Source organism: Streptomyces sp. MNU76 (assembly GCF_020982545.1).
In the GTDB taxonomy this organism is placed as follows: domain Bacteria; phylum Actinomycetota; class Actinomycetes; order Streptomycetales; family Streptomycetaceae; genus Streptomyces.
The window spans coordinates 276,451-299,377 of record NZ_JAJKLK010000008.1 but is presented as its reverse complement, the minus strand read 5'-3'; the positions used below and the strand labels follow the sequence as shown (position 1 = coordinate 299,377).

General features: G+C 72.9%; 20 protein-coding genes. 6 read left to right on the top strand and 14 right to left on the bottom strand.

Annotated elements, in window-relative coordinates:
• Positions 1-3 precede the first annotated feature (3 nt).
• Positions 4-585, bottom strand: a complete 582-nt coding sequence (locus E4N62_RS21560) for a hypothetical protein (RefSeq protein WP_230216788.1) — start codon at positions 583-585, stop codon at positions 4-6.
• A 237-nt stretch (positions 586-822) separates the two neighbouring features.
• Here E4N62_RS21560 and E4N62_RS21555 point away from each other — a divergent pair, with 237 nt between their 5' ends.
• The 4 genes from E4N62_RS21555 (at position 823) to E4N62_RS21540 (ending at position 4,859) form a co-directional block, all read left to right on the top strand.
• On the top strand, positions 823-1,908 hold the full coding sequence (locus E4N62_RS21555) for a sialidase family protein (RefSeq protein ID WP_230217080.1): 1,086 nt from the start codon (positions 823-825) through the stop codon (positions 1,906-1,908).
• Positions 1,909-2,064: 156 nt separating this feature from the next.
• Positions 2,065-2,742: a uracil-DNA glycosylase gene (locus E4N62_RS21550; protein WP_230216786.1), complete on the top strand. Its 678-nt coding sequence runs from the start codon at positions 2,065-2,067 to the stop codon at positions 2,740-2,742.
• Positions 2,739-3,743 (top strand): N-acetylglucosamine kinase, encoded by a 1,005-nt coding sequence (locus E4N62_RS21545; RefSeq protein WP_374117029.1) that lies wholly within the window; start codon positions 2,739-2,741, stop codon positions 3,741-3,743. The genes E4N62_RS21550 and E4N62_RS21545 overlap by 4 nt, the downstream gene beginning before the upstream one ends.
• 192 nt (positions 3,744-3,935) lie before the next feature.
• Positions 3,936-4,859: a sirohydrochlorin chelatase gene (locus E4N62_RS21540; protein WP_230216784.1), complete on the top strand. Its 924-nt coding sequence runs from the start codon at positions 3,936-3,938 to the stop codon at positions 4,857-4,859.
• A 132-nt stretch (positions 4,860-4,991) separates the two neighbouring features.
• Here E4N62_RS21540 and E4N62_RS21535 read toward each other — a convergent pair whose 3' ends face one another.
• The gene (locus E4N62_RS21535) at positions 4,992-6,044 is read right to left on the bottom strand and encodes a lactonase family protein (RefSeq protein WP_230217076.1); all 1,053 of its coding nucleotides are present in this window, start codon (positions 6,042-6,044) and stop codon (positions 4,992-4,994) included.
• Positions 6,045-6,380: 336 nt separating this feature from the next.
• On the bottom strand, positions 6,381-7,874 hold the full coding sequence (locus tag E4N62_RS21530; protein WP_230217074.1) for an FUSC family protein: 1,494 nt from the start codon (positions 7,872-7,874) through the stop codon (positions 6,381-6,383).
• Positions 7,875-8,252: 378 nt separating this feature from the next.
• Here E4N62_RS21530 and E4N62_RS21525 point away from each other — a divergent pair, with 378 nt between their 5' ends.
• Together E4N62_RS21525 and E4N62_RS21520 are read left to right on the top strand one after the other, a co-directional pair.
• A complete protein-coding gene (locus E4N62_RS21525; RefSeq protein WP_230216782.1) occupies positions 8,253-8,741 on the top strand; it encodes an Lrp/AsnC family transcriptional regulator in 489 nt (162 codons plus the stop codon).
• Positions 8,742-8,820: 79 nt separating this feature from the next.
• On the top strand, positions 8,821-8,967 hold the full coding sequence (locus tag E4N62_RS21520) for a hypothetical protein (protein WP_230216780.1): 147 nt from the start codon (positions 8,821-8,823) through the stop codon (positions 8,965-8,967).
• Here E4N62_RS21520 and E4N62_RS21515 read toward each other — a convergent pair.
• The 11 genes from E4N62_RS21515 to E4N62_RS21465 form a co-directional block, all read right to left on the bottom strand.
• Positions 8,954-11,911 (bottom strand): aminotransferase, encoded by a 2,958-nt coding sequence (locus E4N62_RS21515; RefSeq protein ID WP_230216778.1) that lies wholly within the window; start codon positions 11,909-11,911, stop codon positions 8,954-8,956. The genes E4N62_RS21520 and E4N62_RS21515 overlap by 14 nt on opposite strands.
• Positions 11,912-12,178: 267 nt before the next feature.
• Positions 12,179-12,619: an Lrp/AsnC family transcriptional regulator gene (locus E4N62_RS21510; RefSeq protein ID WP_230216776.1), complete on the bottom strand. Its 441-nt coding sequence runs from the start codon at positions 12,617-12,619 to the stop codon at positions 12,179-12,181.
• 186 nt (positions 12,620-12,805) lie between these two features.
• Positions 12,806-13,351: a TetR/AcrR family transcriptional regulator gene (locus E4N62_RS21505; protein WP_268269700.1), complete on the bottom strand. Its 546-nt coding sequence runs from the start codon at positions 13,349-13,351 to the stop codon at positions 12,806-12,808.
• Between the two features lie 50 nt (positions 13,352-13,401).
• Positions 13,402-13,851: a hypothetical protein gene (locus tag E4N62_RS21500; RefSeq protein ID WP_230216772.1), complete on the bottom strand. Its 450-nt coding sequence runs from the start codon at positions 13,849-13,851 to the stop codon at positions 13,402-13,404.
• Between the two features lie 9 nt (positions 13,852-13,860).
• Positions 13,861-14,910 carry an agmatine/peptidylarginine deiminase gene (locus tag E4N62_RS21495; protein ID WP_230216770.1) on the bottom strand — a complete coding sequence of 350 codons (1,050 nt, stop codon included), beginning with the start codon at positions 14,908-14,910 and terminating at the stop codon, positions 13,861-13,863.
• A 25-nt stretch (positions 14,911-14,935) separates the two neighbouring features.
• On the bottom strand, positions 14,936-16,645 hold the full coding sequence (locus E4N62_RS21490) for an urease subunit alpha (RefSeq protein ID WP_230216768.1): 1,710 nt from the start codon (positions 16,643-16,645) through the stop codon (positions 14,936-14,938).
• A complete protein-coding gene (gene ureA / locus E4N62_RS21485; protein WP_230216766.1) occupies positions 16,642-17,346 on the bottom strand; it encodes an urease subunit gamma in 705 nt (234 codons plus the stop codon). Before ureA ends, E4N62_RS21490 begins: the two co-directional genes overlap by 4 nt.
• A 367-nt stretch (positions 17,347-17,713) precedes the next feature.
• Positions 17,714-18,538 carry an ABC transporter ATP-binding protein gene (locus E4N62_RS21480; protein WP_230216764.1) on the bottom strand — a complete coding sequence of 275 codons (825 nt, stop codon included), beginning with the start codon at positions 18,536-18,538 and terminating at the stop codon, positions 17,714-17,716.
• Positions 18,538-20,379, bottom strand: a complete 1,842-nt coding sequence (locus E4N62_RS21475; protein WP_230216762.1) for an ATP-binding cassette domain-containing protein — start codon at positions 20,377-20,379, stop codon at positions 18,538-18,540. Before E4N62_RS21475 ends, E4N62_RS21480 begins: the two co-directional genes overlap by 1 nt.
• Complete coding sequence (locus E4N62_RS21470) at positions 20,369-21,400, bottom strand: ABC transporter permease (protein WP_230216760.1); 1,032 nt, start codon at positions 21,398-21,400, stop codon at positions 20,369-20,371. Before E4N62_RS21470 ends, E4N62_RS21475 begins: the two co-directional genes overlap by 11 nt.
• Positions 21,397-22,824: an amidase gene (locus tag E4N62_RS21465; protein ID WP_230216758.1), complete on the bottom strand. Its 1,428-nt coding sequence runs from the start codon at positions 22,822-22,824 to the stop codon at positions 21,397-21,399. The genes E4N62_RS21470 and E4N62_RS21465 overlap by 4 nt, the downstream gene beginning before the upstream one ends.
• Between the last annotated feature and the right edge of the window lie 103 nt (positions 22,825-22,927).

The following is a 22,927-nucleotide window of genomic DNA, read 5'->3' as shown; positions in this document are numbered from 1 at the left end:
CGCTCACCAGATCTTGCGCTCCCAGAGCGGACCGATCCGCTCCCACTCCACGTCCCACTGGTCCATCCGCCGCCGTTCCATCCAGCCGCGCACCAGTCGGCCGCCCACGAAGGGCAGGGCCGCCACGAACAGACCCGCGAAACCGCCCACCAGCGCGGCGCGGAACCGGGCCTGGGACTCACTGGCGGGCTTGGTGACCAGCAGCCCCTCGGCGTCCGTCCAGACGGTGACCGGCTCTCCCATCAGGCCGGCGGGGTCGACCCGGGCCTGGCCCTCGTGCTCGGAACCGTCCGGCGCGGTCCAGCGGACCTTCGCCCACACCTTCTCCGCGGCCGTGCCGCTCTGGCCGGACGGCTCGGGCGCGTCCTCCGTGAGGACCGCGCCGACCGGGCGCCACTCGGCGCGCTGCCGGGCGAGGCCGGACTCCACGGAGTCGGCGGCCAGGAGGCCCGCGGCCACCCCGCCGAACAGTGTCAGCGCCCAGGCGGTCAGCACGACCCAGGACTCCAGCCGGTCGCTGCGCCGTCTGAGCGGGTTGCGCCGCCATCGCCACAGCCACACCTTCGGACCACGGAATGCCACCATCGGGGGCACCCTCCCTCGCACACGCAGGACTGCCGGACCGCTCTCCCATACGGCGGCGGCTCCCGGCCCGCTCATGCGATGTGGGTCACCCCCGTCGGCCCCGATCGGCGCGGGCCGCCCGTCCGGCCCCTCCCACGCCCGCTGACCTGCGGCGGAGCCATTTCGAGGGGTGACTGTCAGTGGCGGGGTGCAGACTGGCCGATGACTGGGGACGACGATGTCCGGGAGGTGGCCGGGATGGCCGAGGTACTGCTCACCGTGGGCACACGCAAGGGGTTGTTCATCGGACGGCGGCGGGGGGCCGCCTGGGAGTTCGACGAAACGCCGTACTTCAACGCGCAGGCGATCTACGCGGTCGCCATCGACACCCGCTCCCGGACCCCGCGGCTGCTGGTCGGCGGCGACAGCGCCCACTGGGGACCCTCCGTCTTCCACTCCGACGACCTCGGCCGCACCTGGACCGAACCCACCCGGCCCGCGGTCAAGTTCCCCAAGGACACCGGCGCCTCGCTGGAGCGGGTCTGGCAGCTGCACCCCTCGGCGGCCGAACCGGACGTGGTGTACGCGGGCACGGAACCGGCCGCGTTGTACCGCTCGGAGGACAGGGGCGAGACCTTCGAGCTGGTACGGCCGCTGTGGGAGCACCCGACGCGCGACAGGTGGGCCCCGGGCGGCGGGGGCGAGGGACTGCACACGATCCTCACCGACCGGCGCGATCCGCGCGCGCTGACCGTGGCCGTCTCCGCCGCCGGTGTGTTCCGCACCGAGGACGGCGGGGCCAGTTGGTCCCCCTCCAACTCCGGTGTCTCGGCGGTGTTCCTGCCGGACCCGGACCCGGAGTTCGGCCAGTGCGTGCACAAGGTGACCCGGGACGCGGTGACCCCCGACCGGCTGTACCTCCAGAACCACTGGGGCGTGTACCGCAGTGACGACGCGGGTGCGCACTGGGAGGACATCGGCGCGGGTCTGCCCTCCACGTTCGGTTTCGCCGCGGTGGCCCATCCGCACCGCGGGGACACCGCCTACGTCTTCCCGATCAACGCCGACGCGGACCGTGTTCCGGCCGACCACCGCTGCCGGGTCTTCCGCACGGCGGACGCGGGCAAGAGCTGGGAGCCGCTGGCGGCGGGCCTGCCGACGGCGGACCACTACGGCACGGTGCTGCGCGACGCGATGTGCACGGACGACGCCGACCCGGCGGGCGTGTACTTCGGCAACCGCAACGGCGAGGTGTACGCGTCGGCCGACGACGGCGACAGCTGGCTGCAGTTGGCGTCACATCTGCCGGACGTGCTGTGCGTGCGCGCGGCGGTCGTCGGCTGAGCGGCCGGGGAGGGGTGTCGGCGGCGTCCACGAGTAGCCCCTGCCGTCCGTCAAGTCGCCCTGCGGACAGTCTCGTTTGGCACCGTAACGGTCATCTTCGATCGCTCGGCGACCGCCGGTTGATCGTCATGGCCGTTACGGCAGTAGGGTGACGCCGTGGCACCACGACCGTTGAACGAAATCGTCGAAGAGGGCTGGGCGGAGGCCCTGGAACCGGTGGCCGGAAGGATCGCCGGGATGGGCGACTTCCTGCGCGCGGAGATCGCCGCCGGCCGGACCTACCTCCCGGCCGGACCGAACGTCCTGCGGGCCTTCCAACAGCCCTTCGACGACGTCCGCGTCCTCATCGTCGGGCAGGACCCCTATCCGACCCCGGGACACGCGGTGGGGCTCTCCTTCTCGGTCGCGCCGGACGTGCGGCCGCTGCCGGGCAGCCTGCTCAACATCTACCGGGAACTCACCACCGACCTGGGGCACGGGCAGCCGTCCAACGGTGATCTGACGCCCTGGACCCGGCAGGGCGTGCTGCTGCTCAACAGAGCGCTGACCACCGCCCCGCGCAAGCCGGCCGCGCATCGGGGCAAGGGCTGGGAGGAGGTCACCGAGCAGGCGATACGGGCGCTGGCCGCGCGCGGGCGTCCCCTGGTGTCAATCCTCTGGGGTCGTGACGCCCGTAACCTCCGCCCGCTCCTCGGCGACCTCCCGTCCATCGAGTCCGCCCACCCCTCCCCCATGTCCGCCGACCGTGGCTTCTTCGGCTCCCGGCCCTTCAGCCGCGCCAACGACCACCTGGTCCGCCAGGGCGGCGCTCCCGTGGACTGGCGTCTGCCGTGACCGGCGACCCCGCGCCCTCCCGGCCCCCGGAGGACCAGGCACCGGTCGTGCTCGCGGTGGACTCCGGGGGCTCCGGACTGCGGGCGGTGCTGGCCCGGGGCACCGAGATGCTCGGGGAGCCGGCGGTGTGCGGGGAGGCGGTGCGGACCGGCGCGGGCGGTGTCGACGCAGGCCATCTGCTGGAGCTGCTGCTGCCGATGGCGGGGCGGTTGCTCGCCGACGCCGGGTGCGCGCGTCCGGTGGCGGTGGCCGTCGGAGCCACCGGATTCGCGTCGCTCGGCGAGCGGCTGCGCGCCGAGCTGCCGTCGGCGCTGACGCGCGAGTGGGGGGTGCGTCGGGTCGCGCTGATGGCCGACGCGGTCACCGCCTACACCGGCGCCCTCGGGGCACGGCCGGGCGCGGTGATCGCCGCCGGTACGGGACTGATCGCGATCGGTACGGATCTGACCGCGTGGCGTCGGGCGGACGGCTGGGGCCATCTCCTCGGAGACTGCGGCGGCGGCGCGTGGATCGGGCGGGCCGGGCTGGAGGCGGCGATGCGGGCGCACGACGGACGGGACGGCGGTTCGGCCCGGCTGCTGGCGCGCGCGGAGGATGTGTTCGGCCCGCCGGCCGGGATTCCCGGCCGGATCTACCCGAGGGCCGACCGTCCGGCGGTCCTCGCGTCGTTCGCGCCCGAGGTGGCCGCCTGCGCCGGGGACGACCCGGTCGCGGCCGCGGTCCTGCGCGAGGCGGCCCGGCACATGGCCGACGCCGCGGCCGCCGTCTGCCCGGCCTCCGGCGGGCCCCGAGTGGCCCTGACCGGCGGTCTGTTCAAGCTGGGCGCCCCGCTCCTGGTCCCGTTGGAGGCGGAGTTGGCCGCGCGGCTGCCGCACGCGCCGCTGGTGCCGGCGGAGGGGGATCCGCTCCTCGGTGCCGTGCGTATCGCGTCGGCGTTGGCGGTCGACGGGCCCGGGTTGCCGTACGACGAGCGGATGTTGTACGTGATGGCCGAAAAATAGTACCTGAAACAGGGAGTAATTCAGCCTGTCGGACAAGCGTGGTCGGGTCACCCAAGTGCACCGCTCAGCAGATAAATGCGGTATCGATCGGTCCTGATCGGCACGTAACTCATCAGACAAATCAGGACGGATACCGCTCACCTGCACCCTCCCCGAACAGGGGAGCCCAAGAAGCCAGTAACATGCGGCGCCATGAGCTCCCCCACTGGGCCCGCGTCCGGCCTGCCTGTACGAATGCCGCGACCCCGCCAGCCCGGGCGGCACCGCCGTCCCGAGCCGCTGGCGGCTCCCGAGGGCGCGCCCGCGCTCGTCCTCGCGGTGCCGGGCACGCCCAGCGCCGCCACGCGCAGCCTCGCCGAGGAGGTCGTGAGTATCGCGCGCTCCGAGCTGCCCGGCCTCGACGCCCGCATCGGTTACGTCGACGGTGGCGCCGACGAGTTCCCCACGCTGCAGTCGGTGCTCACGCATGCCGCGGAGGAGCGCACCGCCCGCTACGAGCAGGCGCGCGCCGCCGGCCTGGACGTCAAGGAGCCGGACGGCCCCGTCGCCGTCGTCGTGCCCCTGCTGGCCGGTCCGGACAGTGCCACGCTCCGCCAGGTCCGCCAGGCGGTCATGGAGAGCCGTATCGCGGCCGAGCTGACCGACGTCCTCGGCCCGCACCCGCTGCTCGCCGAGGCGCTGCACGTGCGCCTGTCCGAGGCGGGACTGGCACGTGCCGACCGGGCCCGGCTGTTCACCGTCGCCACCGCCGCGGACGGCATCGTCCTCGCCACCGTGGGCGGCGAGGAGGCCGTGCAGGCCGCCGGGATCACGGGCATGCTGCTGGCCGCGCGGCTCGCCGTGCCGGTGATGGCCGCCGCGCTCGACCAGGAGGGCTCCATCACCTCCGTGGCCGAGCAGCTGCGTTCCTCGGGCTCGCAGCAGCTGGCGCTCGCCCCGTACCTGATAGGGCCGGAGATCGACGCCGGTCTGATCGAGGCGGCCGCGAAGGAGGCGGGGTGCTCCGCCGCCGAGGCGCTCGGCCCCTACCCGGCGATCGGCAAGCTGGCGCTCGGCAAGTACACGACGGCGCTCGGCATCGCGCCGCAGCAGCCGCAGGGCATGCCGGTCCGCTGAGTCCGGCGCGCCCGGACCGTGACCCGTACGGCCGAGGGCCCGCTCCTCTCGCAGGAGCGGGCCCTCGGCCGTACGCGTACCGCGCGCGACTTCGCGGAGGACGGCCTCGGTGGGCCGCGGGATCCCGCCGTGCTAGAGGGTTCCCAGGACGACGCAGGAGGCCGCGGGCACCTCGATCGAGCCGGCCCGCACCGGCAGGCCGGTGTGCGGGTCGACCGTGAACCAGGTGACGTCGCCGGAGCGCTCGTTGGCTACGTACAGCGTGCCTGCCGCGTAGGCGAGGGCACGGGGCCAGTGACCGCCGCAGTCCACGGTCGTGACCAGGCGCAGTCCGTCGCCCTCGACCGCGAGCACGGAGAGCACGTCCGTGCCGCGGGTGGCCGTCCACACGAAGCGGCCGTCGGGGGACACGGCGAGTCCCGAGGGGTACGCGTCGCCCTCCGGGGCGTGCGAGAGCACCGAGGTCTCCCCCAGCGGCTCCAGCGGGCCGTCAGGGGCGTTCCAGCGGCACACGGTGACCGTGGGCGACAGTTCGTTCAGCACATAGACGTACGATCCGCCCGGTCCGCCCGGGTGGAGGGCGAGGTGGCGCGGCCCCGAGTCCGGCCGCAGCGCCGTCTCGTGGTGCGCGACGGGGACGCCGTCCCGCAGCGCGCACACCCGCACCGAGTCCGTGCCGAGGTCCACGGCGAGGAACCGGCGGCCGGACGGCTCGGGCACCACCTGGTGGGCGCGCGGCTTCCGTCGGCCGCGGAGTCCGGTGCCGGCCCCGGTGTGCCGGAGGGTCCCGGAGGCGGGGGCCGCGAGGGTGCCGTCGGGGCGCAGCCGGACGGCCGTGACACTGCCGGAGCCGTGGTCGGCGGTCAGGACGTGACCGCCGAACAGGGAGAGATGGGTGGGGCCGTCCCCGACCGCCACCGGGGGCCCGGTCAACTCGGGCTTGTCGCCCGTCACCCGATAGGCGGCCACCGCTCCCTCGGACCGCTCGCTGACCGCGTAGAGAGTGCGCCCGTCCGGGGCGAGGGTGAGGTAGCTCGGGTCGCGGACGTCGTCCGCGCCGCCCACGACGGTGAGCGCGCCGCTGTCGTCGTCGACCTCGGCGACGAGGACGCCGGGGCCTCCCGCCGATGTGAACGACCCGATGTACGCCCGCCGTCGCGGCCCGGTCGCCGGGCCCACGTCCATCGAGCCGCCGTCCGCGCCCACTTCCGTCGTCACTGCCGTCCCCTCCCGCTCGTCCGGTGTGCGGGGTGACCCTAGCAGTAGGTCTAGACCAAAGTCCTCGGGGTGGCGTGCGAGCTGCCGCGTGCGCCCCGGGATCGCCCTCGGCCCCGCCGTGGGCGACGCCCACGGCGCGCGGGGGTCGCCCCTGCCCGTACCCGCCTCGGGGCTGCGCCCCCTTCGGCGTCGCTCGCTTCCGGCGTCGCTCGCTTTCGGTTCGTCCGCGGGCCGGTGGGGCTTCTCGCGCAGTTCCCCGCGCCCCTTTGCAGGGGCGCGGGGGAATTGGTGAAGGTCGGTCGGTCAGGGGGCGGCCGGGCGTGAGGCCGCGGCCGCTCCGAGCGGCATCGCCAGGTCCGACAGTGCCCTCTCCAGGTTGTGCAGGTGCACCAGAGCGGTCCCGGCCTCCGCGGGGGAGAGCGCCGCCTTCGGCCGGTGCGCGGACGCGTGTCCACCGGGGGTGGTCAGGGCCTCCACCGCGGCCTTCACCCTCCAGCAGGCGGCGATCAGGCCCGCCTCGCGCGTACCGGCCGGGTCGGCGGTGGCGGAGACCAGGGCACGCACCTCGCCCACACAGTCGTCGAGGAGCCGGAGGGCCGCGCGGGCGCGCGCCTTGCGGGCGCGGAAGGGGTTCAAGGGATGGACCAGCGGAGCGAGCGCCATCCGCGCCCGACCGAACAGCAGTTCCAGTTCGGCGGCGTGGGGAGCCGGGTCGGCCCCGGGGACGCCCTCCAGCCGTGCGGCGGTGGCGACCGCGGCGGCGTGCACACAGTGCAGGGCCCGCTGGATCCAGGCGTCGTTGGTCGCGTGCGTCGTGACCGGCAGGACGAGGACCACGGCCAGCATGGCGCACACCGCGCCCACCCCCGTCTCGACGAGACGCAGCGCGAGCAGACCCGCGTCCAGCACACCGAGCAGGCCGTAGAGGAGGCTGACCATGACGGTGACGGCCAGCATCATCCAGGAGTACGAGACAGCCGCCGTGTAGAAGATCCCGAAGACGCAGAGCGCGACGAGCGCGGCCGACGGCACGGGCGCCCCGTCCAGCGGGACGGCGACGAGCAGACCGACGGCGACGCCGATCACGGTTCCGAGGACGCGGCGGAAGCCTCGGACCAGGGTCTCGCCGCGGGAGGCGGTGTTGACGAAGATCCACCAGGCGGTGCCGACGGCCCAGTACCAGCGGTCCTCGGAGAGGAACTGTCCGACGAGCAGGGCGCAGCCGCAGGCGACCGCGGCCTGGCACGCCTGCCGGGTGGTCGGGCGCGCCAGCCCCGTTCCGGGCGGCCCGGCGGGGACCGCGACGGGCGGGAGGGCACGCTCGACAGGCCACAGCACGAAGCGCACCACGCCCGCGACGAGCAGCGCGAGGGTCATGGCGGCGTACAGCCCGGGCAGGTCCCCGGGGACGGTGTGCAGGAACTGCGCCACGAAGTAGCTCATGAACGCGAAGATCCCGAGCGCCTGGCCGCGCGGCCCCCAGCGGCGGGCGTAGACACCGCACAGGACGGTGGCCACGAACGCCGCGTCCCGGGCGGCCGTGACGTCGTGCAGGACGGCGGCCAGGGCGAGGACGGGATACCCGGCCGCCGGCAGGAGCGCGGTGGTGATCCGCTGGGCGGGGACGCTCGCGTCGGTGACGGTGAACAGGGCGAGCAGGGCCGCGAGGCCCCCGGTGATCGACGCGGGGAGCGGGAGACCGCACAGTTCGGACGCGGCGACGGCGGCGCCCACGCCGATGACGGCACGCAGTGCGTTCCGCAGCCGCAGGAGCCCCGGATCGGGAGCCGTGAACATCCTCTTCATGACCGTGTGCCGCCCCCTTGCCGTGGTGCCCGCCCCGCCCGCGACAGGGCCGGGGTCTCCGGCGGACGGCGGGCACGGCGAAGGCGCCGCGCTCCGGATCCGGCCTCGTCGCCGCTCCGGCACCGCACGGCGCCCTGAGTTACGTGGATACAGCAGAGGTACCATCCCAGGCCGCCATGGCTCAACAGAGCCTCCCGGGGGTGAGCCATTGGTACAGTCCGGGAGGGGTGTGGTCGGCAGCCGATGGGCCAACGGATCAACCGCATCGAGCCGTGGACCTGCGGGTGTGGTGGTCCGGGCGGGGTCCGGTTCGCTGGGCCATCGGTACAGTTCTCATGATCACCGTACGACCGGGGAGGCTGGCGGGCCATGGCCGTGGACGAACTCGACACCCGCATCCTGCGGCTGCTGCTGGAGCAGCCGCGCACCAGCGTGCGGGAGTACGCCCGCGTCCTCGGCATCGCCCGGGGCACGCTCCAGGCCCGTCTCGACCGGCTGGAACGGGACGGTGTGATCACCGGCACGGGTCCCTCGCTCTCCCCCGCCGCGCTCGGCCACCCGGTGCTGGCCTTCGTGCACATCGAGGTCACCCAGGGGCACCTGGACGACGTGGGTGACGCGCTGGCGGCCGTGCCGGAGATCATCGAGGCGTTCTCGATCACGGGCGGCGGTGATCTCCTGACCCGGGTGGTGGCGCGAGACAACGCGCATCTGGAGGACGTCATCCAGGCACTGATCAGTCTGCCGGGTGTGGTGCGCACCCGTACAGAGGTGGCCCTGCGGGAGCGGGTGCCGTACCGGCTGTCGCCGTTGGTGGAGTCGATCGGCTCGGCGGGGGGCCGGTCGGCCCGCAACTGATCGATGACATCGTGGCGTTCATGAGCACTACCCGTGGCGCTTCGGTCTCGCCGTAGGCCCGGCGACCATCGCGGCGAGCATGCGGGACGCTCTCGCGCTCGGCGCGGGGTCGTTCGTGGTCCCCGGCCTCGGTGTCGAACCCGTAGCCGACGGCCCGGCCGCCGTACGGGAGTTGCACCGGATCGCCGAGGACTTCGCAGCCGCGGTCCTCGTCAGAGTTGGGTGAGGGCCAGGTCGAGCATGTCGGCGAAGTAGTCGGCCGCGGTGGTGTCGATGCACAGCGGTGGCTTGATCTTGAGGATGTTGAGGTGGTCCCCGGTGGGCTGGACGATCACGCCGAGGTCGAGCATGCGGTCGCAGAGTTCGGCGGTCTCCTCCGTGGCGGGTTCCAGGCCGACGCGGTCCCGGACGAGTTCGAGGCCGAGGTAGAGGCCCGAGCCGTGGACGGCGCCGATGATGCCGTGACGGTCGGCCAGTGCCTCGAGCCGGCTCTTCAGATGGCCGCCGACACGCGCCGCGTTGCCCTGGAGGTCCTCGTCGCGCAGGGTGTCCAGAACGGTGAGGCCCACGATGCTGGAGACGGGGCTGCCGCCCGTGGAGGAGAAGAAGTAGCCCTGGTCGCGATAGCGGTCCGCGACCGCCCTGGACGTGATGACGGCGCCGAGGGGGTGCCCGTTGCCCATGGCCTTGGCGACACAGACGATGTCGGGGACGGCCTGCTGCTGCTCGAAGCCCCAGAACCAGTGTCCCAGGCGGCCGTATCCGACCTGCACCTCGTCGGCGACGGCCAGGCCGCCGTGACGGCGTACCGCCGCGTACACCTGGGCGAGATAGCCCTCGGGCAGGGCGACTCCACCGGCGTTGCCGTAGAAGGTCTCGCCGATCAACGCTCCCGCCGGGCGGCCGGCGGCGGCCAGTTCGTCGATCACCGCGACGGCCTCGGGCGCGTAGCGCGCGGCATCCGGTCCGCGGTGGCGGCCGCGGTAGGAGTTGGGCGAGTCCACGGTGTGCACCCAGCTCGGGCGGGTGGCCAGGGCGTTCGGGTTGTCCTGGAGCGAGGTGGAGACCGCGTCGGAGGCGTACGTCCAGCCGTGGTACGCCTCGCGCAGCGCGACGACGTCGGGCCTTCCGGAGGCCCCGATGGCCAGGCGAAGGCCCAGATCCACCGCCTCCGAACCGGAGTTGACGAGGAACACCGTGTCCAGGGGATCGGGGAGGAGGGCGGCGAGGCGCTCGCTGAACTCCACCACGGAGGCGTAGTGGAAGCGCGAGTTGGTGTTGAGCCGCCGCAACTGCCGGGAGACCGCCCGCTCGACGCGGGGGTGGGCGTGGCCGAGCGGGGTGACGTTGTTGACGATGTCGAGGTAGGACCGGCCGTCGGCGGACAGCAGATGGTGGCGCCAACCACGTTCGATACGCGGGGGGTCGGCGTAGTAGTGCTCCTGGACGGTGGCGAACGCGGCGTCACGCCGGTCGAGCAGGTCCCTCTCGCGCGTACGGTCGGATTCGACGGCGAGGCCGAGGAGTGGAGCGGGGTCGGCGGTGAGCGCGAGCCAGGCGGCGGCGTACTCGGGACGGACCAGGCGCGGTGCGGCGGGGCCGTCGGGGTCGCGCAGCGCGATGTGGAGGGAGGCACCGGAGCAGAGGTGGGTGATGTCCTCGCCCGCCCGCACCGTCGCACCGGTGGTGACCACGGGCTGGATCTCGCGGGAGAAGGACAGCGACAGCGCCTGCGCACCGTAGGTGAGTTCCACGTGGCCGGGCGCCGCGGCGAGGACCTTCCCCGCGGCGGGCGCCTGGACCACGGCGTCCCGGCCGAGCCAGAGGTCGATCCCGGTGGGCACCGTGGCGGGGGACTCCGCCGACAGCGCCGGTGTCCCGGTGAGTCGCGCGTGGGCGTACCGGGTGGCGACGGCGTCCGCTCCGTCCGTGAGCGCGGAGGTCACCAGCCGGGCCTCGGTGCCGGGGTCGATCCAGGCTCCGTGGTCCATGGAATCGGCTTCGGCGGACAGGTCGAGGAGGGTGATGTCTTCGGCGGCGAGGTCCCGCAGGAGAGGGTGCGCCGGGACGTCGGCCTGCGCGGGCCGGGCAGGCACGTCGGCCATGCCCGTCGCGTCCCGGATGAGGTGGATCATCACCGGCAGGGGCAGCCGGGTGGCCTGCGCGAATATGCGCCATTCGTGGTCGAGCGCGTCCTTGGCGTAGGAGTTGTCCTCGTCGACGGTGGCCTGGTGCCGCCCGCTGACCACCAGCACGGCGGCGCGCAGGACCACGAGCGGCCACACCGCCTCGGCTTCCTCGGGGGAAAGCGGCCGAACGGCGTGGAAGGCGCGGACGGCCGGCAGCACGTGGTGAGGCTCGATGCCGTCGTGGTGGAGCATCGAGGACAGTGATATGGCGAGTTCGCCGACCGCCCAGCTCGTGGTCACGTCGCCGAAGTCGATGACCCCGTCCGGCACGGTCGGACGGCTGTCGGGGCAGCGGACCAGATTGTCGTCGGTGAGGTCCAGGTGCACGGCCTGCGACGGCAGCGCGGCGGCGAGCCTGTGGACGTGTGCCCAGGCCTCGGCGGTCGCGGTCTGCACGGCGGCGCGCCGGTCGGGTTCGCCGATGTGCCGGGCGAGCTTGGCGACGACGCGATCGGCGTGCTGCGGATCCCACTGGAGCACCCGGTCGAGGCCCGGGTGCCGGAAGGCGCGCAGGGCGGTGCTGACCTTTCCGACGATCGTGCCCATGCCCGCCACGGTGCCGGGTGAGAGGTGCCGTGGTCCCGAGAGCGTGCCGCCGGGCAGGTGGCGCAGCAGGCGTGCGACGGCCGGACCGTTCTCGGTGTCCACCGTCGTGCGCAGCGGGGAGCCGTCGGGGCGGCGCAGGACGGTGGCGACGCGCAGTTCCGGGCGGGCCGAGGCGATCAGGTCGGCTGCCGCGTCCTGGGCATCGATCTCCACCGTGGAGAAGGCGGGGTTGGCGATCTTCAGGATCGTCGCGGGCGTCCCGTCGTCGGCGTGCAGCAGGAAGTTGGCGTCCTGCTGGCTGCCCAGCGCCTGCGCGCGAGCGGTGATGCCGAGGTGTTCGGCGGCGATGAGCTCGGCCTCGGCCGGCGTCGTGCGGGGTGCGGGAAGGGCTTCCTCGGCGAAGAAGTCGATCGTGCGGTAGTCGTCGGGCAGCATGCGGGTTCCTCGGCTGGTGTGGGCGAACAGGGCTCGGACGCTCGGACAGGTGGTGTTCCGCCAGGTGGTGCAGCCGGTCAAGGCGCCGGGATCCGGAGGTCGGGGTCAGCGGCTCCGTCAGGGCGAGTGTTGGACGCGCCCGAGCGGGAGGTCTCCTGGGGTGCCGTCCCTACGGAGAGCGTCGGCGGCCTCGTACCGAAACCCGTGCCCCTCGATCGCTTGCGCCACGACGCGGGACACGGCCCTCGGACGCCTCGGTCGACACCCTCAGTCGACGTGCCACAGGAAGCGGTGCGTGTGAATGCCGAAGTAGGGGAAGTTCGCCACGGATGCGACACCCTCGACGGGCCGCACGACGTCGTTGATGAAGTCCAGAAGATCCCGGGGCTGAGGGCACACCACTTCCGCGAACAGGTCGAAGCCGCCGGCTGTCAGGACCGTGTACACGACTTCGTCGTGCTGGGACAGTTCATCGGCGACCGCCCGGGGATCGCCGTCGATGCGCAGGCCCAGGAGTGCCATCGTCTGCCGGCCCATGGTCATCGGGTCGGTCACTCCGACGACCTGGACCGCCTTGGTGTCGATCAGCCGCTGCAGCCGGAGCCTCGCGGCCGAGGGTGACAACCCCACCTTGGGACCCAGATCGGCGTAGGGGATCCGGCCGTCGACCTGCAACTCCCGCAGGATGGCCCGGTCGATGTCGTCCATGCGATACCTCTCCCCTGCGTGAACGGCAGGCATTGCGCTTGCATCAAGCACAATGACGGATCCATGTGCTCGATTCAAGTGCGACGACGATGGAATCGAGCGAAGCGTGTGTGCGGGCTCCCGTGAGCGCTACACGGTGGATCCGCGGTGCCGCGTACAACCTGCGCGTGCGCCCCGGACGTTTGCTCAGGAGGACGCGAGGAGGCTGTCGTCCAGGAACTCCCTTACGTGGCGGATGACTTGCGCCCGGTCCGTACCCCGCAGCCCGATCGCCACCTGGATGGAGAACCCGTCGAGCAGCGCCCGCAGCCGGGCGCCGAAACGGTCCGGGTCGACCCGTCGGAACTCGCCCCTCGACACGCCCTCCGCCAGCAGTGCCACCAGGTCGCGGTGCCAGACGCCCTCGATCGCGGCCTGTCGGTCGCGGGCCGCGTCGTCGGCGTTCTGCGAGCGGTTCCAGACCTCCAGCCACAGCGTCCAGTGCGGGTCCCGGTGGCCGTCGGGCACGTACAGGTCGACGTACGCGTCGAGCCGCTCACGTGCGGAGGTGGTGCGGGTCAGCAGCCGGCCGCGTTCGGCACCGAGCCGGCCCTCGCTCCATTCCAGGGTCTGGAGCAGCAGTTCGTCCTTGGAGTGGAAGTAGTAGAGGAGATGGCCACTGCTCATCCCGACCTCACGGCCGAGCGCCGCCATGGTGAGCTTCTCCAGACCGCGCTCGGCGATCATCGCCATGGCGGTGGCGAGGACGTCCTCGCGGGCGGGCGGGGTCCGGCGGCGGGTGCTCACTCGGCGTCCTCCGCCCGCACGGCACCGGGGACGAGCCGGGTCTCGTAGCCGCTCGTGCAGTCGGCGGCGACGATCGCGACCTCGGCCCCGCACGCGCAGACGTGGTTGCACCCGGCCTGGCCGTCCGGCCCGCAGCAGCCGATGAGGCGGTGCGGGTCGGGATGCGGGGCGAGGTCCACGACGTCGTCCGGGTGCAGGACGTAGGTGCCGCGCGGCCCGGCGGAGACCAGGAAACCCCGCTCGTCGGACTTCCACATGCCGCCGGGCACGATCCCGTCGTACTCCTCGTCGGGACCGACCGGCTCGAACGGCGCCCCGAACGGGAGCGGGTCGACGACGTACGTCCCGCGCGGAACGCTCGGCGGGTCGTGCCGTCGGCCGTCCGGGCCCGGAAGGCCGTCCCACCCGGGGTACTCGGGCATCTCGTCGAGCTGCAGTACGTTCACCGGTACGTTCTACCTGACCACGGCCCTCGGCTGCTGCTGGGTTATGCAGTGGATGCCGCCGCCGCCCGCGAAGACCGGCCGCGCGTCGACCAGTGTCACCGTCCGCTGCGGGAACAGCCGGCGGAAGATGTCGGCCGCGGTCTCGTCCCGGGGGTCGTCGAAGCCGCACAGGACGACGCCTCCGTTGCAGAGATAGTGGTTGATGTAGGAGTAGTCGGCCCAGTGGCCGTCGGCCTCCAGGACGGTCGGTGCGGGCACCTCGACGACCTCCAGGCGGCGGCCCAGCGCGTCGGTCTGCGCCCTCAACAAGCCGACGACCTCCTGCGTCACCTCGTGGTCGGGGTGGGCCGGGTCCGGCTGCACATGGGCCACGACCACACCGGGACGGGCGAACGCGGCGACGATGTCCACATGGCCGAGGGTGCCGTAGCCGTACGGGGGGTAGTCCGCGGTGAGGCCGCGCGGCAGCCAGATCGCCTTTCGGGTGCCGAGGTGGGCGTGGATCTCGTCCTCCACCTGCTCGCGGGTCCAGTGCGGGTTGCGTTCCGGCCCGAGCTGGACCGTCTCCGTCAGCAGGACCGTGCCCTCGCCGTCCACGTGGAGGGCACCGCCTTCGTTGACGAGCTCCGAGGTGTACGTCTTCGCCGAGCCCGCGAGGTCGGAGACGTACACGGCGATCTTCGCGTCGTGCTCCCAGCGCGCCCAGTGCTGGGCGCCCCAGCCGTTGAACGTCCAGTCGACGGCGGCCAGTTCACCGGCGTCGTTGGTGAGGAACGTGGGCCCGATGTCGCGCATCCAGGCGTCGTCGAGGTCCCGCTCGACCGTGTCTACGCCGGGCCCGAGCAGAGCGCGCGCCTCGGCCGACTGTCCGGGGCCGCACACCACCGTCACCGGCTCGAAGCGACGCACCGCGCGGGCGACCGAGGCCCAGGCGGTGCGCGCGGCGGCGAGGTCCTCGGGGTCGTCGAAGGTCGGGTTCGGGCCCGGCCACGCCATCCAGGTGCGCTCGTGCGGGGCCCACTCGGCGGGCATGCGGAAGCCGTCGGCGGCAGCAGACATGAGTGATCCTCACAGGCTGTGACATTCAGAGGAAATACAGGCGGTTGAGGGAGACGGACTCGGCCGGTTCGGAGCGCAGCGGCTCTCCGTCGAGCGTGACCAGCCCCGTGCGCTGGTCCACGTCGACCGCTCCGGTACGGGAGTTGAGGCGCAGGTCGGCCGGCCCGATGCCGCGCGTGCCCCGTACGGCGACCCTGCGGCGCCGGGTCGGCATCGCGTCGCCTCCCTGGTCGAGTGCCGCCTGGGCGACGAAGGCGACCGAGATGTCGGCGGGCGTGGCGCCCTGGGCCCCGAACTGCGGGCCGAGGACGAGGGGTTCGCAGGCGTCGGTGGCCGCGCCCGGGTCACCGACCACGCCGTACGCCGGGAAGCCGGCCTTGAGCACGAGCTGGGGCTTGGCGCCGAAGTACTCCGGCCGCCACAGCACGATGTCGGCGAGCTTGCCGACCTCGATCGACCCCACCTCGTGGGCGAGGCCGTGCGCGATGGCCGGGTTGATCGTCAGCTTGGCCAGGTAGCGCAGGACGCGCTCGTTGTCGTGGTCGTCGGGCGCCCCGAACTCGGCCTTCATCTTCCCGGCCATCGCGAACGTACGGCGGACGGTCTCGCCGGCCCGCCCCATCCCCTGCGCGTCCGACGACGTGATGCCGATCGCGCCCAGGTCGTGCAGCACGTCCTCGGCGCCCATGGTCCCGGCGCGGATGCGGTCGCGGGCCATGGCGGCGTCGCCGGGCAGGTCCGGCTTGAGGCCGTGGGCGGAGACGATCATGTCGTAGTGCTCGGCGACGGCGTCCCTGCCGAAGGGGAGGGTGGGGTTGGTGGAGGAGCCGATGACGTTCGGGACGCCGGCCATCTTCAGCACGTTCGGGACGTGTCCGCCGCCGCAGCCCTCGATGTGGAAGGCGTGGACGGTCCGGCCCTCCAGCACGCGCAGGGTGTCCTCGACCGAGAGGCATTCGTTCAATCCGTCGCTGTGCAGGGCCACTTGCACGTCGTGTTCCTCGGCGACGCGCAAGGCGGTGTCCAGGGCACGCGTGTGGGCGCCCATGTCCTCGTGCACCTTGAAGCCGGACGCGCCGCCCTCGGTGAGGGCCTCGATCAGGGGTGCCTCATGCGAGGACGAACCCCGGCCGAGGAAGCCAATGTTGACCGGCCAGGCGTCGAAGGCGTTGAACGCGTGCCGCAGCGCCCACGGCGAGTTGACCCCGACGCCCCACACGGGCCCGAACTCCTGCCCGATGATCGTGGTGACGCCGGAGGCGAGCGAGGCTTCCATGATCCGTGGCGACAGCAGGTGGACGTGGGTGTCGACGGCTCCGGCGGTCGCGATGAGCCCCTCGCCGGACACGATCGAGGTCCCGGTGCCCACGACGACGTCGACCCCGTCGAGGGTGTCGGGGTTCCCGGCCCGCCCGACCGAGCAGATGCGGCCTTCCCTGATGCCGATGGAGACCTTATGGATGCCCAGCACCGCGTCGATCACGACGACGTTGCTGATGACCACGTCACAGGTGTCCCGGACGGCCGCCGCCTTGAGGTGCAGTCCGTCCCGGGCCGTCTTGCCGAACCCGGCGAGGAACTCGTCACCGTAGCGCTGCGAGTCGGACCCGACGCGGATCGTCAGGCCGGAGTCGCCCAGCCGGATCCGGTCGCCCGCGCGCGGGCCGTGGGTGGCGGCGTACTCGTACGGGCTGAGGCGGCGGGCCTCGGCGGGGTGGCCTCCTGGGCGGCTCATCGCCCGACCTCCTGATCAGGTGTCTCCGGTACGCCGAGGTATCCGCAGGCGGCGGCGCGGCGCAGTGCCTCCTCGCGGGCGCCGGGCGCGTCCAGTGCCCCGTCGACCAGACCGGCGAACCCGATGGCGATCCGATCGCCCCCGATGGGCACGAGCCCGACCTGGAGGCTCTCCCCCGGCCCGAAGCGCACGGACGACCCGGCGGGTACGGCGAGCCGCATCCCGTAGGCCCTCTCCCGTGCGAAGTCGAGCCGGGGGTTGGCCTCGAAGAAGTGGAAGTGGGAGGTGACGGAGACCGGCACGGCGGCGGTGTTGGTGACCGTCAGCCCGACGGTCGCCTCGGGCTCCGTGTGCTCGGGACCCGGCAGCAGCGCGCCCGGAGCCCGCCCGCCGAGACTCCCGCCGATCGGGTCGCTCACGACGGCGAGCCGCGAACCGTCGTCGAAGACCGCCTCGACCTGCACCTCGGTCACGACGTCCGCGACACCTGGCAACACGTCGTCCGGGCCGAGCACGGATCTGGCGCGCTCGACGGCCTCCGCGAGCCGGGCACCGTCGCGGGCGGCCTCACAGACGGTGTCCGCTATCAGCGCGGTCGCCTCCGGCACGTTGAGCCGCAAGCCCCGGGCACGGCGGGCGCGGGCCAGCTCAGCGGCTCCGAAGAGCAGCAGCCGGTCACGCTCCGTGGGAGTCAGTCTCATGCCGCGGGCATCTCCTCGTCTCGGCCGAATTAGAGCAACACTCTAAGCATGGAATGCCTGGAACTGAAGTCCTTACTCAGTCCTGAGGATCCTCTACATTGAGCAGCACTCTAATCTTTGGGCGCCGCAGGCGGCCGATCAAGGCACGTCATCGGCCCGCTTCCCAGCCCGCCACTACTCCCGCCGGGTCCTGCACGCGGCGTGGCCCGGCCTGGTCCGCCGCCCACCAAGCCCCGGCCACGGCCGCGTCCGTGAACCGGCTCGCCTCGCCGGCGGCGGCGCGGCCACGCGGCAAAGGGGCTGACGACCGGCGAGGTCCAGGCCCACAGCGCCGCGCGGGCCGGAAGCCGCATCGCGTCCGGACGATTCACGCCGTTGCCGGCTCGTCGTCGAGGCGGAACCTCGGGTCGCCCGGGACGGACGCGAGGAGTTGAGCGGTGTACGGGTGGCTCGGCGCGGCGAAGGTGGCCCCGGTCGGGCCGAGTTCGACGAGGTCCCCGTGCAGCAGGACCGCGACCGAGTCGCTCACGTGCCGGACGACGGCCAGGTCGTGCGAGATGAACAGCATCGTCAGCGAGAGCCGGCGGCGCAGATCGGCGAGCAGGTTGAGGATCTCGGCCTGGGTCGTCAGGTCGAGGGCCGAGGTGATCTCGTCGGCGATGACGAACCGGGGACGCGGTGCGAGGGCTCGTGCGATCGCCAGCCGCTGCCGTTGGCCGCCGGAGAACTCGTGCGGGTAGCGGTCCATGGTGTCCGGGTCGAGGCTCACCTGGCCGAGCAGCTCGGCGATCCGGGTACGGACCGGTTTGACCCTGGCCCGGATCGGATCGAGTGCCTCGGCGAGCGACTGCGCGACGGTGCGTCGCGGGTCGAACGAGGAGTACGGGTCCTGCGGGATCATCTGAACCGTCGCGGCTCCCGCCCGTCCGCGCGAGGTGCGCAGCGGGGCGTCGTCCACGAGGATCCGGCCGCTCGACGGCCTGTGGACGCCGACGAGTGTCCGCGCGAGCGTGGTCTTGCCCGACCCGGACTCGCCGACGAGCGCGAGAGTGCTGCCCCGGGGGATGTCGAACGAGACTCCCTTGAGCACCCTGCGGGCCGCGACGCCGTGGCCGAGCTCGACGGTGACATCCTCGACGCGCAGCAGCGGATCGGCCGTTTGCGGGTCCGGTGCGGTGGCGGTGGCGGACATCAACGGCTCCCTTCCGCGGCCGGGGGGCGGTCCGCGGCTTTGTCGAAAAGATCGTCCGACGGCGCCCCGCTCGGCTGCGCCGCGTGCGCGTCGGCCGTCCACCGGACCGCGCTGAGGGTTTCGCCGGCCTCGACCGCGGCGGGCGTCGCCGCGAGCAACGCGCGGGTGTACGGGTGGGTGACCGTCCCCCGGCGCAGGTCGGCGCCCGTCGTCCGGTCGACGACCCGGCCGCCGTGGAGCACCAGGACGGTGTCACAGAGCACGCCGACCACGCCGATGTCGTGCGAGATGAACAGCATCGCCGTGCCGTGCTCGCGGTTGATGCGCCGGAACTGCCGCAGCACCTCCGCCTGGACCGTGACGTCGAGGGCCGTCGTCGGTTCGTCGGCGATGAGCAGCCGCGGGTTCGTCGTCATCGCGGAGGCGATCGAGGCGCGCTGGAGCATGCCGCCGCTCAGCTCGTGCGGGTGCTGGCGCAGCCGCCGGTCCGGCTCGGTGACGTGGATGTCGGCCAGGGCGCGGACCATGTCCCGCGCGGCCTGACGCCGGGGCGTCCGCAGATGCACCCTGGCCACCTCGGTGAGCTGGGTGCCGAGCCTCAGCGCGGGGTTGAACGTGCCGATCGGGTCCTGGTAGACGATGCCGATCTCGGTCGCGAGGCGTCGCTGCGGCGGTGTGCCGAGCAGGTCGAGGTCGCCGAGGGCGAGGCGCGACGCGTTCGCCCGCACGCCCTCGGGGAGCAGACCCGCGACCGCCATGGCGATGGTGGACTTGCCCGAGCCCGACTCCCCGACGAGGCCGACGATCTGGCCGGCCCCGATGGTGAACGACACGTCGTCGACGAGTGTCCGGTCGCCGGCCCGCACGGTCAGCCCGGCGACGGTCAGCAGGCCGTCCGGCTCCGCGCCGGCCGCTGCCCCCGCACCGCCCGACGCCTGAAGCGCCTGAGGCGCCGGTGCCGGGGCGGCCGGTACCGCCGCGTCCGCCGTCCCGGCCGGTGCGGGCGCCGTGCCGCGGGTTCGCGGGTCGACGAGTGAGGCCACGCCGTCCCCGAGGAGCATGGCGCCCACACCGGTGACGATGAGCATGATCGACGGAGCGAGGACGAGCGACGGCTGGGCGAAGATCGACGGCAGCGCCTCGTTGAGCAGCCGTCCCCAGTCGTACTGCGGGCTCTGCACACCGAGGCCGACGAACGACAGACTGCTGATGTCGAGCAGGGACAGGGTGAAGCTCGAACTGAGGAGCACCAGCAGCGGCCCGCTGATGTTCGGCAGGACATGCCGGCCCAGGATGCGCAGGCCGGGGACGCCGAGCAGGCGCGCGGTGAGCACGTAGTCCTTGTCCGCGACGGTCGCGGCGAGATTCGCCGTGAGCCGTGCGAACCCGGGGACGCCGGCGACGGCGATCGCGACGATCGCTGACACCGTGCCCGGACCGAGCACAGCCGCTATGACGAGGGCGAGCACGAGCGAGGGGAAGGCCACCGCCGAGTCGATGAGCCGCAGACAGGTCTCGCGCAGCCATCCGGGGGCCAGGTGGACCAGCGCGCCGATCGCGACGCCGACGACGAACGAGGCGGCGGTGGCGACGGCGGCCATGAGCAGGGTGAGCCGGGTCGCGACGAGCGCCCGGGCGAGGACGTCACGGCCGAAGGCGTCGGTGCCGAGGAGATGCTCGGCACCGGGCCCGAGCCGGGTGTCGTCCGTGAGGGTCTCGGCGGAACCGCTCAGCAGCGGCGGGGCCAGGAGGGCCACGACGAGAAGCAGTCCGAGGATCACGGCGCCGGACAGCAGCGACGGGTTGCGGCGCGGGCGGCGCACGGTCGTGTCAGTGGCCACGACGACCTCCCTCGAGCGTGCGCGGGTCGACGATCCCGAGGACGACGTCCACGAGGAGGTTGACGAGGAGGGCGAGCATGCCGACGACGAGGATGATGCCCTGGATCACCGGGTAGTCCTTGTTGATGATCGCCTGGACGACCTCGGTGCCGAGCCCTGGGTAGGTGAAGACGTTCTCGAGGATGATCGTCCCGCCGAGCAGGGACGTGAGGACGAGACCGCTCAGGGTGAGGACACTCGTCACGAGGTTGGGCAGCGCGTGGCGGAGGTGGAGACGCACGGATCCCAGGCGGTGGCCGCGCGCGGTCCTCATGTAGTCCTGGGCGAGTACCGAGGCCGTCTCCTGCCGAACGACCCGGGCGATGGCGAAGGCCGGGCCGATGCAGAGCGCGGCGATCGGCAGGACGAACGCGCTCGGCGTCTCGGCGCCGCCGGACGGCAGCAGCCCGAGGCTGATCGAGAAGAGGACGATGAGGAGGGTCGCGACGACGTAGACCGGCGCCGACGCGAGGAGTCCGGCGACCGTACCGAAGCCGACGCCGAGCCGGCGGCGGCGTCCGTCACGGGTGAGGACACCGACGGCCATGCCCAGCGGGACGGCGATGACCAGGGAGAGCAGGACGGCCGGGATGACGAGCTGGACGGTGTACGGCAACCGCGTCGCGACGATGTCCGCGACCGGGGTGTCGAACCGGAACGAGGTGCCGAGCCGTCCGGACGCGATGTCACCGAGGTAGTGGACGAACCTCGTCGCCATCGGCTCGTCGAGGCCCAGTCGTTCGCGTATCGACGCGAGCGTGGCCGGGGAGGAGTTGGTGCCGGCGATCGCACGGGCCGGGTCCCCGGGCAGCAGGGGCACGATGAGGAACGTCACGAGGACGAGCAGCAGCATGGACATCAGCAGGCCGCCCGCCCGGCGGACGGCGAACCCGGCCCAGCCACGGCCCAGCCGCAGCCGGGGAACGCGCCGGACGGGTGCGGCCGGCAGCGGCCCGGTCGGGACCGCGGTTTCGGCACTCACAGCGCCCCCGCGAGTGCCGCGTCGTCCGGGTGCCGCTCGTGCCAGCGGAACAGCGGTTCGAGCTGCGCCGACAGGCGCAGCAGTGTCGCCTCGTCGTAGGGCGCACCGATGAGTTGCGCGCCGACCGGCAGTCCGTCCGGGGTCGTGTGGACGGGCAGCGAGATGGCGGGCAGCCCGGCGATGTTGACGAACGCGGTGAACGACACCATCCGGGTCTCGGTGGCCCGCGGGCCGTCCGGGTCGGAGTTCGCCTCGTCGTACACGGGGCCGACCGGTGGCGCCACGACCGCCGTGGTCGGCGTGAGGAGAACGTCGAAGTCCCTGCCCCACTGGGCGAGCACCTCGCGTGACTCGGCCTGCAGGCGTGCCGCCGTACGGGCGTAGTCGCCGGCGGTGACCTCCAGGGCGGTTTCCCGGCGGCGCCGGATGTAGGGGTCCACCGCGTCGGGATCGTCGACCTCGATGGCGTAGGTGGAGGCGCTGATGATCGTCCAGGTGAAGCCCATGATCGCCTCGTACGAGAACATCTTCGGACGGGCCTCGACGACGTCGTGCCCGAGGTCGCGCAGTGCCTGCGCGGCCGTCAGCGCCGCCTTGCGGCACTCCGCGTCGACCGGCAGCCCGGTCGGCGCGTCGAGGAGCAGGCCGATCCGCAGCCGTCCGGGATCGGCGCCGACCTCCTCGATGTACGGGCGCGCCGGTTCGGGCGCGCTGTACCAGGAGAGCCGGTCGGCGCGGCCCATGACGTCGAGCATGAGGGCCGTGTCGCGCACCGTGCGGGTGATCGCGCCTTCGGTCGTCGAGTGTTCCCAGGCCCGGACGAACGAGGGCACGCGTCCCCGGCTCGGCTTGAGGCCCACGAGGCCGGTGACGGACGCCGGTACCCGGATCGATCCGCCGCCGTCGCCGGCATGCGCCACCGGGGCGAGCCCGGCCGCGACGGCCGCCGACGCGCCGCCGCTGGACCCGCCCGAGGTGTGCGCCAAATTCCAGGGGTTGCGTGTCTTGCCGTGCCGGGCGTTCTCGGAGACGGTCAGGGCGCCGAACTCCGGGGAGTTCGTCCGGCCGAGGGGGATCGCCCCGGCGTCGATGAGGAGCTGGACGTCGGGGTCCGTGAGCGTCTGCGGAGTGTCGCGGATCGCCAGCGAGGACATCGTGTTGGGTTGTCCCGCGACGGAGCTGAGGTCCTTGATGGGGACGGGGACGCCGTGCAGCGGGCCGAGCGGATCGCCGCTCAGCACCGCCCGCTCGGCCCGGACGGCCGCCGCGCGTACGGCGTCGGTGTCGAGCCAGACGACGGCGTTGACGGCGGGATTGATCCGTTCGATGCGGTCGAGGTAGGTCTCGGCCACCTCCACCGGGCTGACCTCTTTCGTGCGCACGAGGTCGGCGATCTGCTGGGCGGTGCTGAATGGGTCGATCACCAGGGGACTCCTGTCGGAAAGATGCGAGGGTCTCGGTGCGGGGCGCCGGAACAGCGCGGGGATTCTCCGTGCCGGCCGGTCGCGTCCGGCCGCGTGGGTCTCC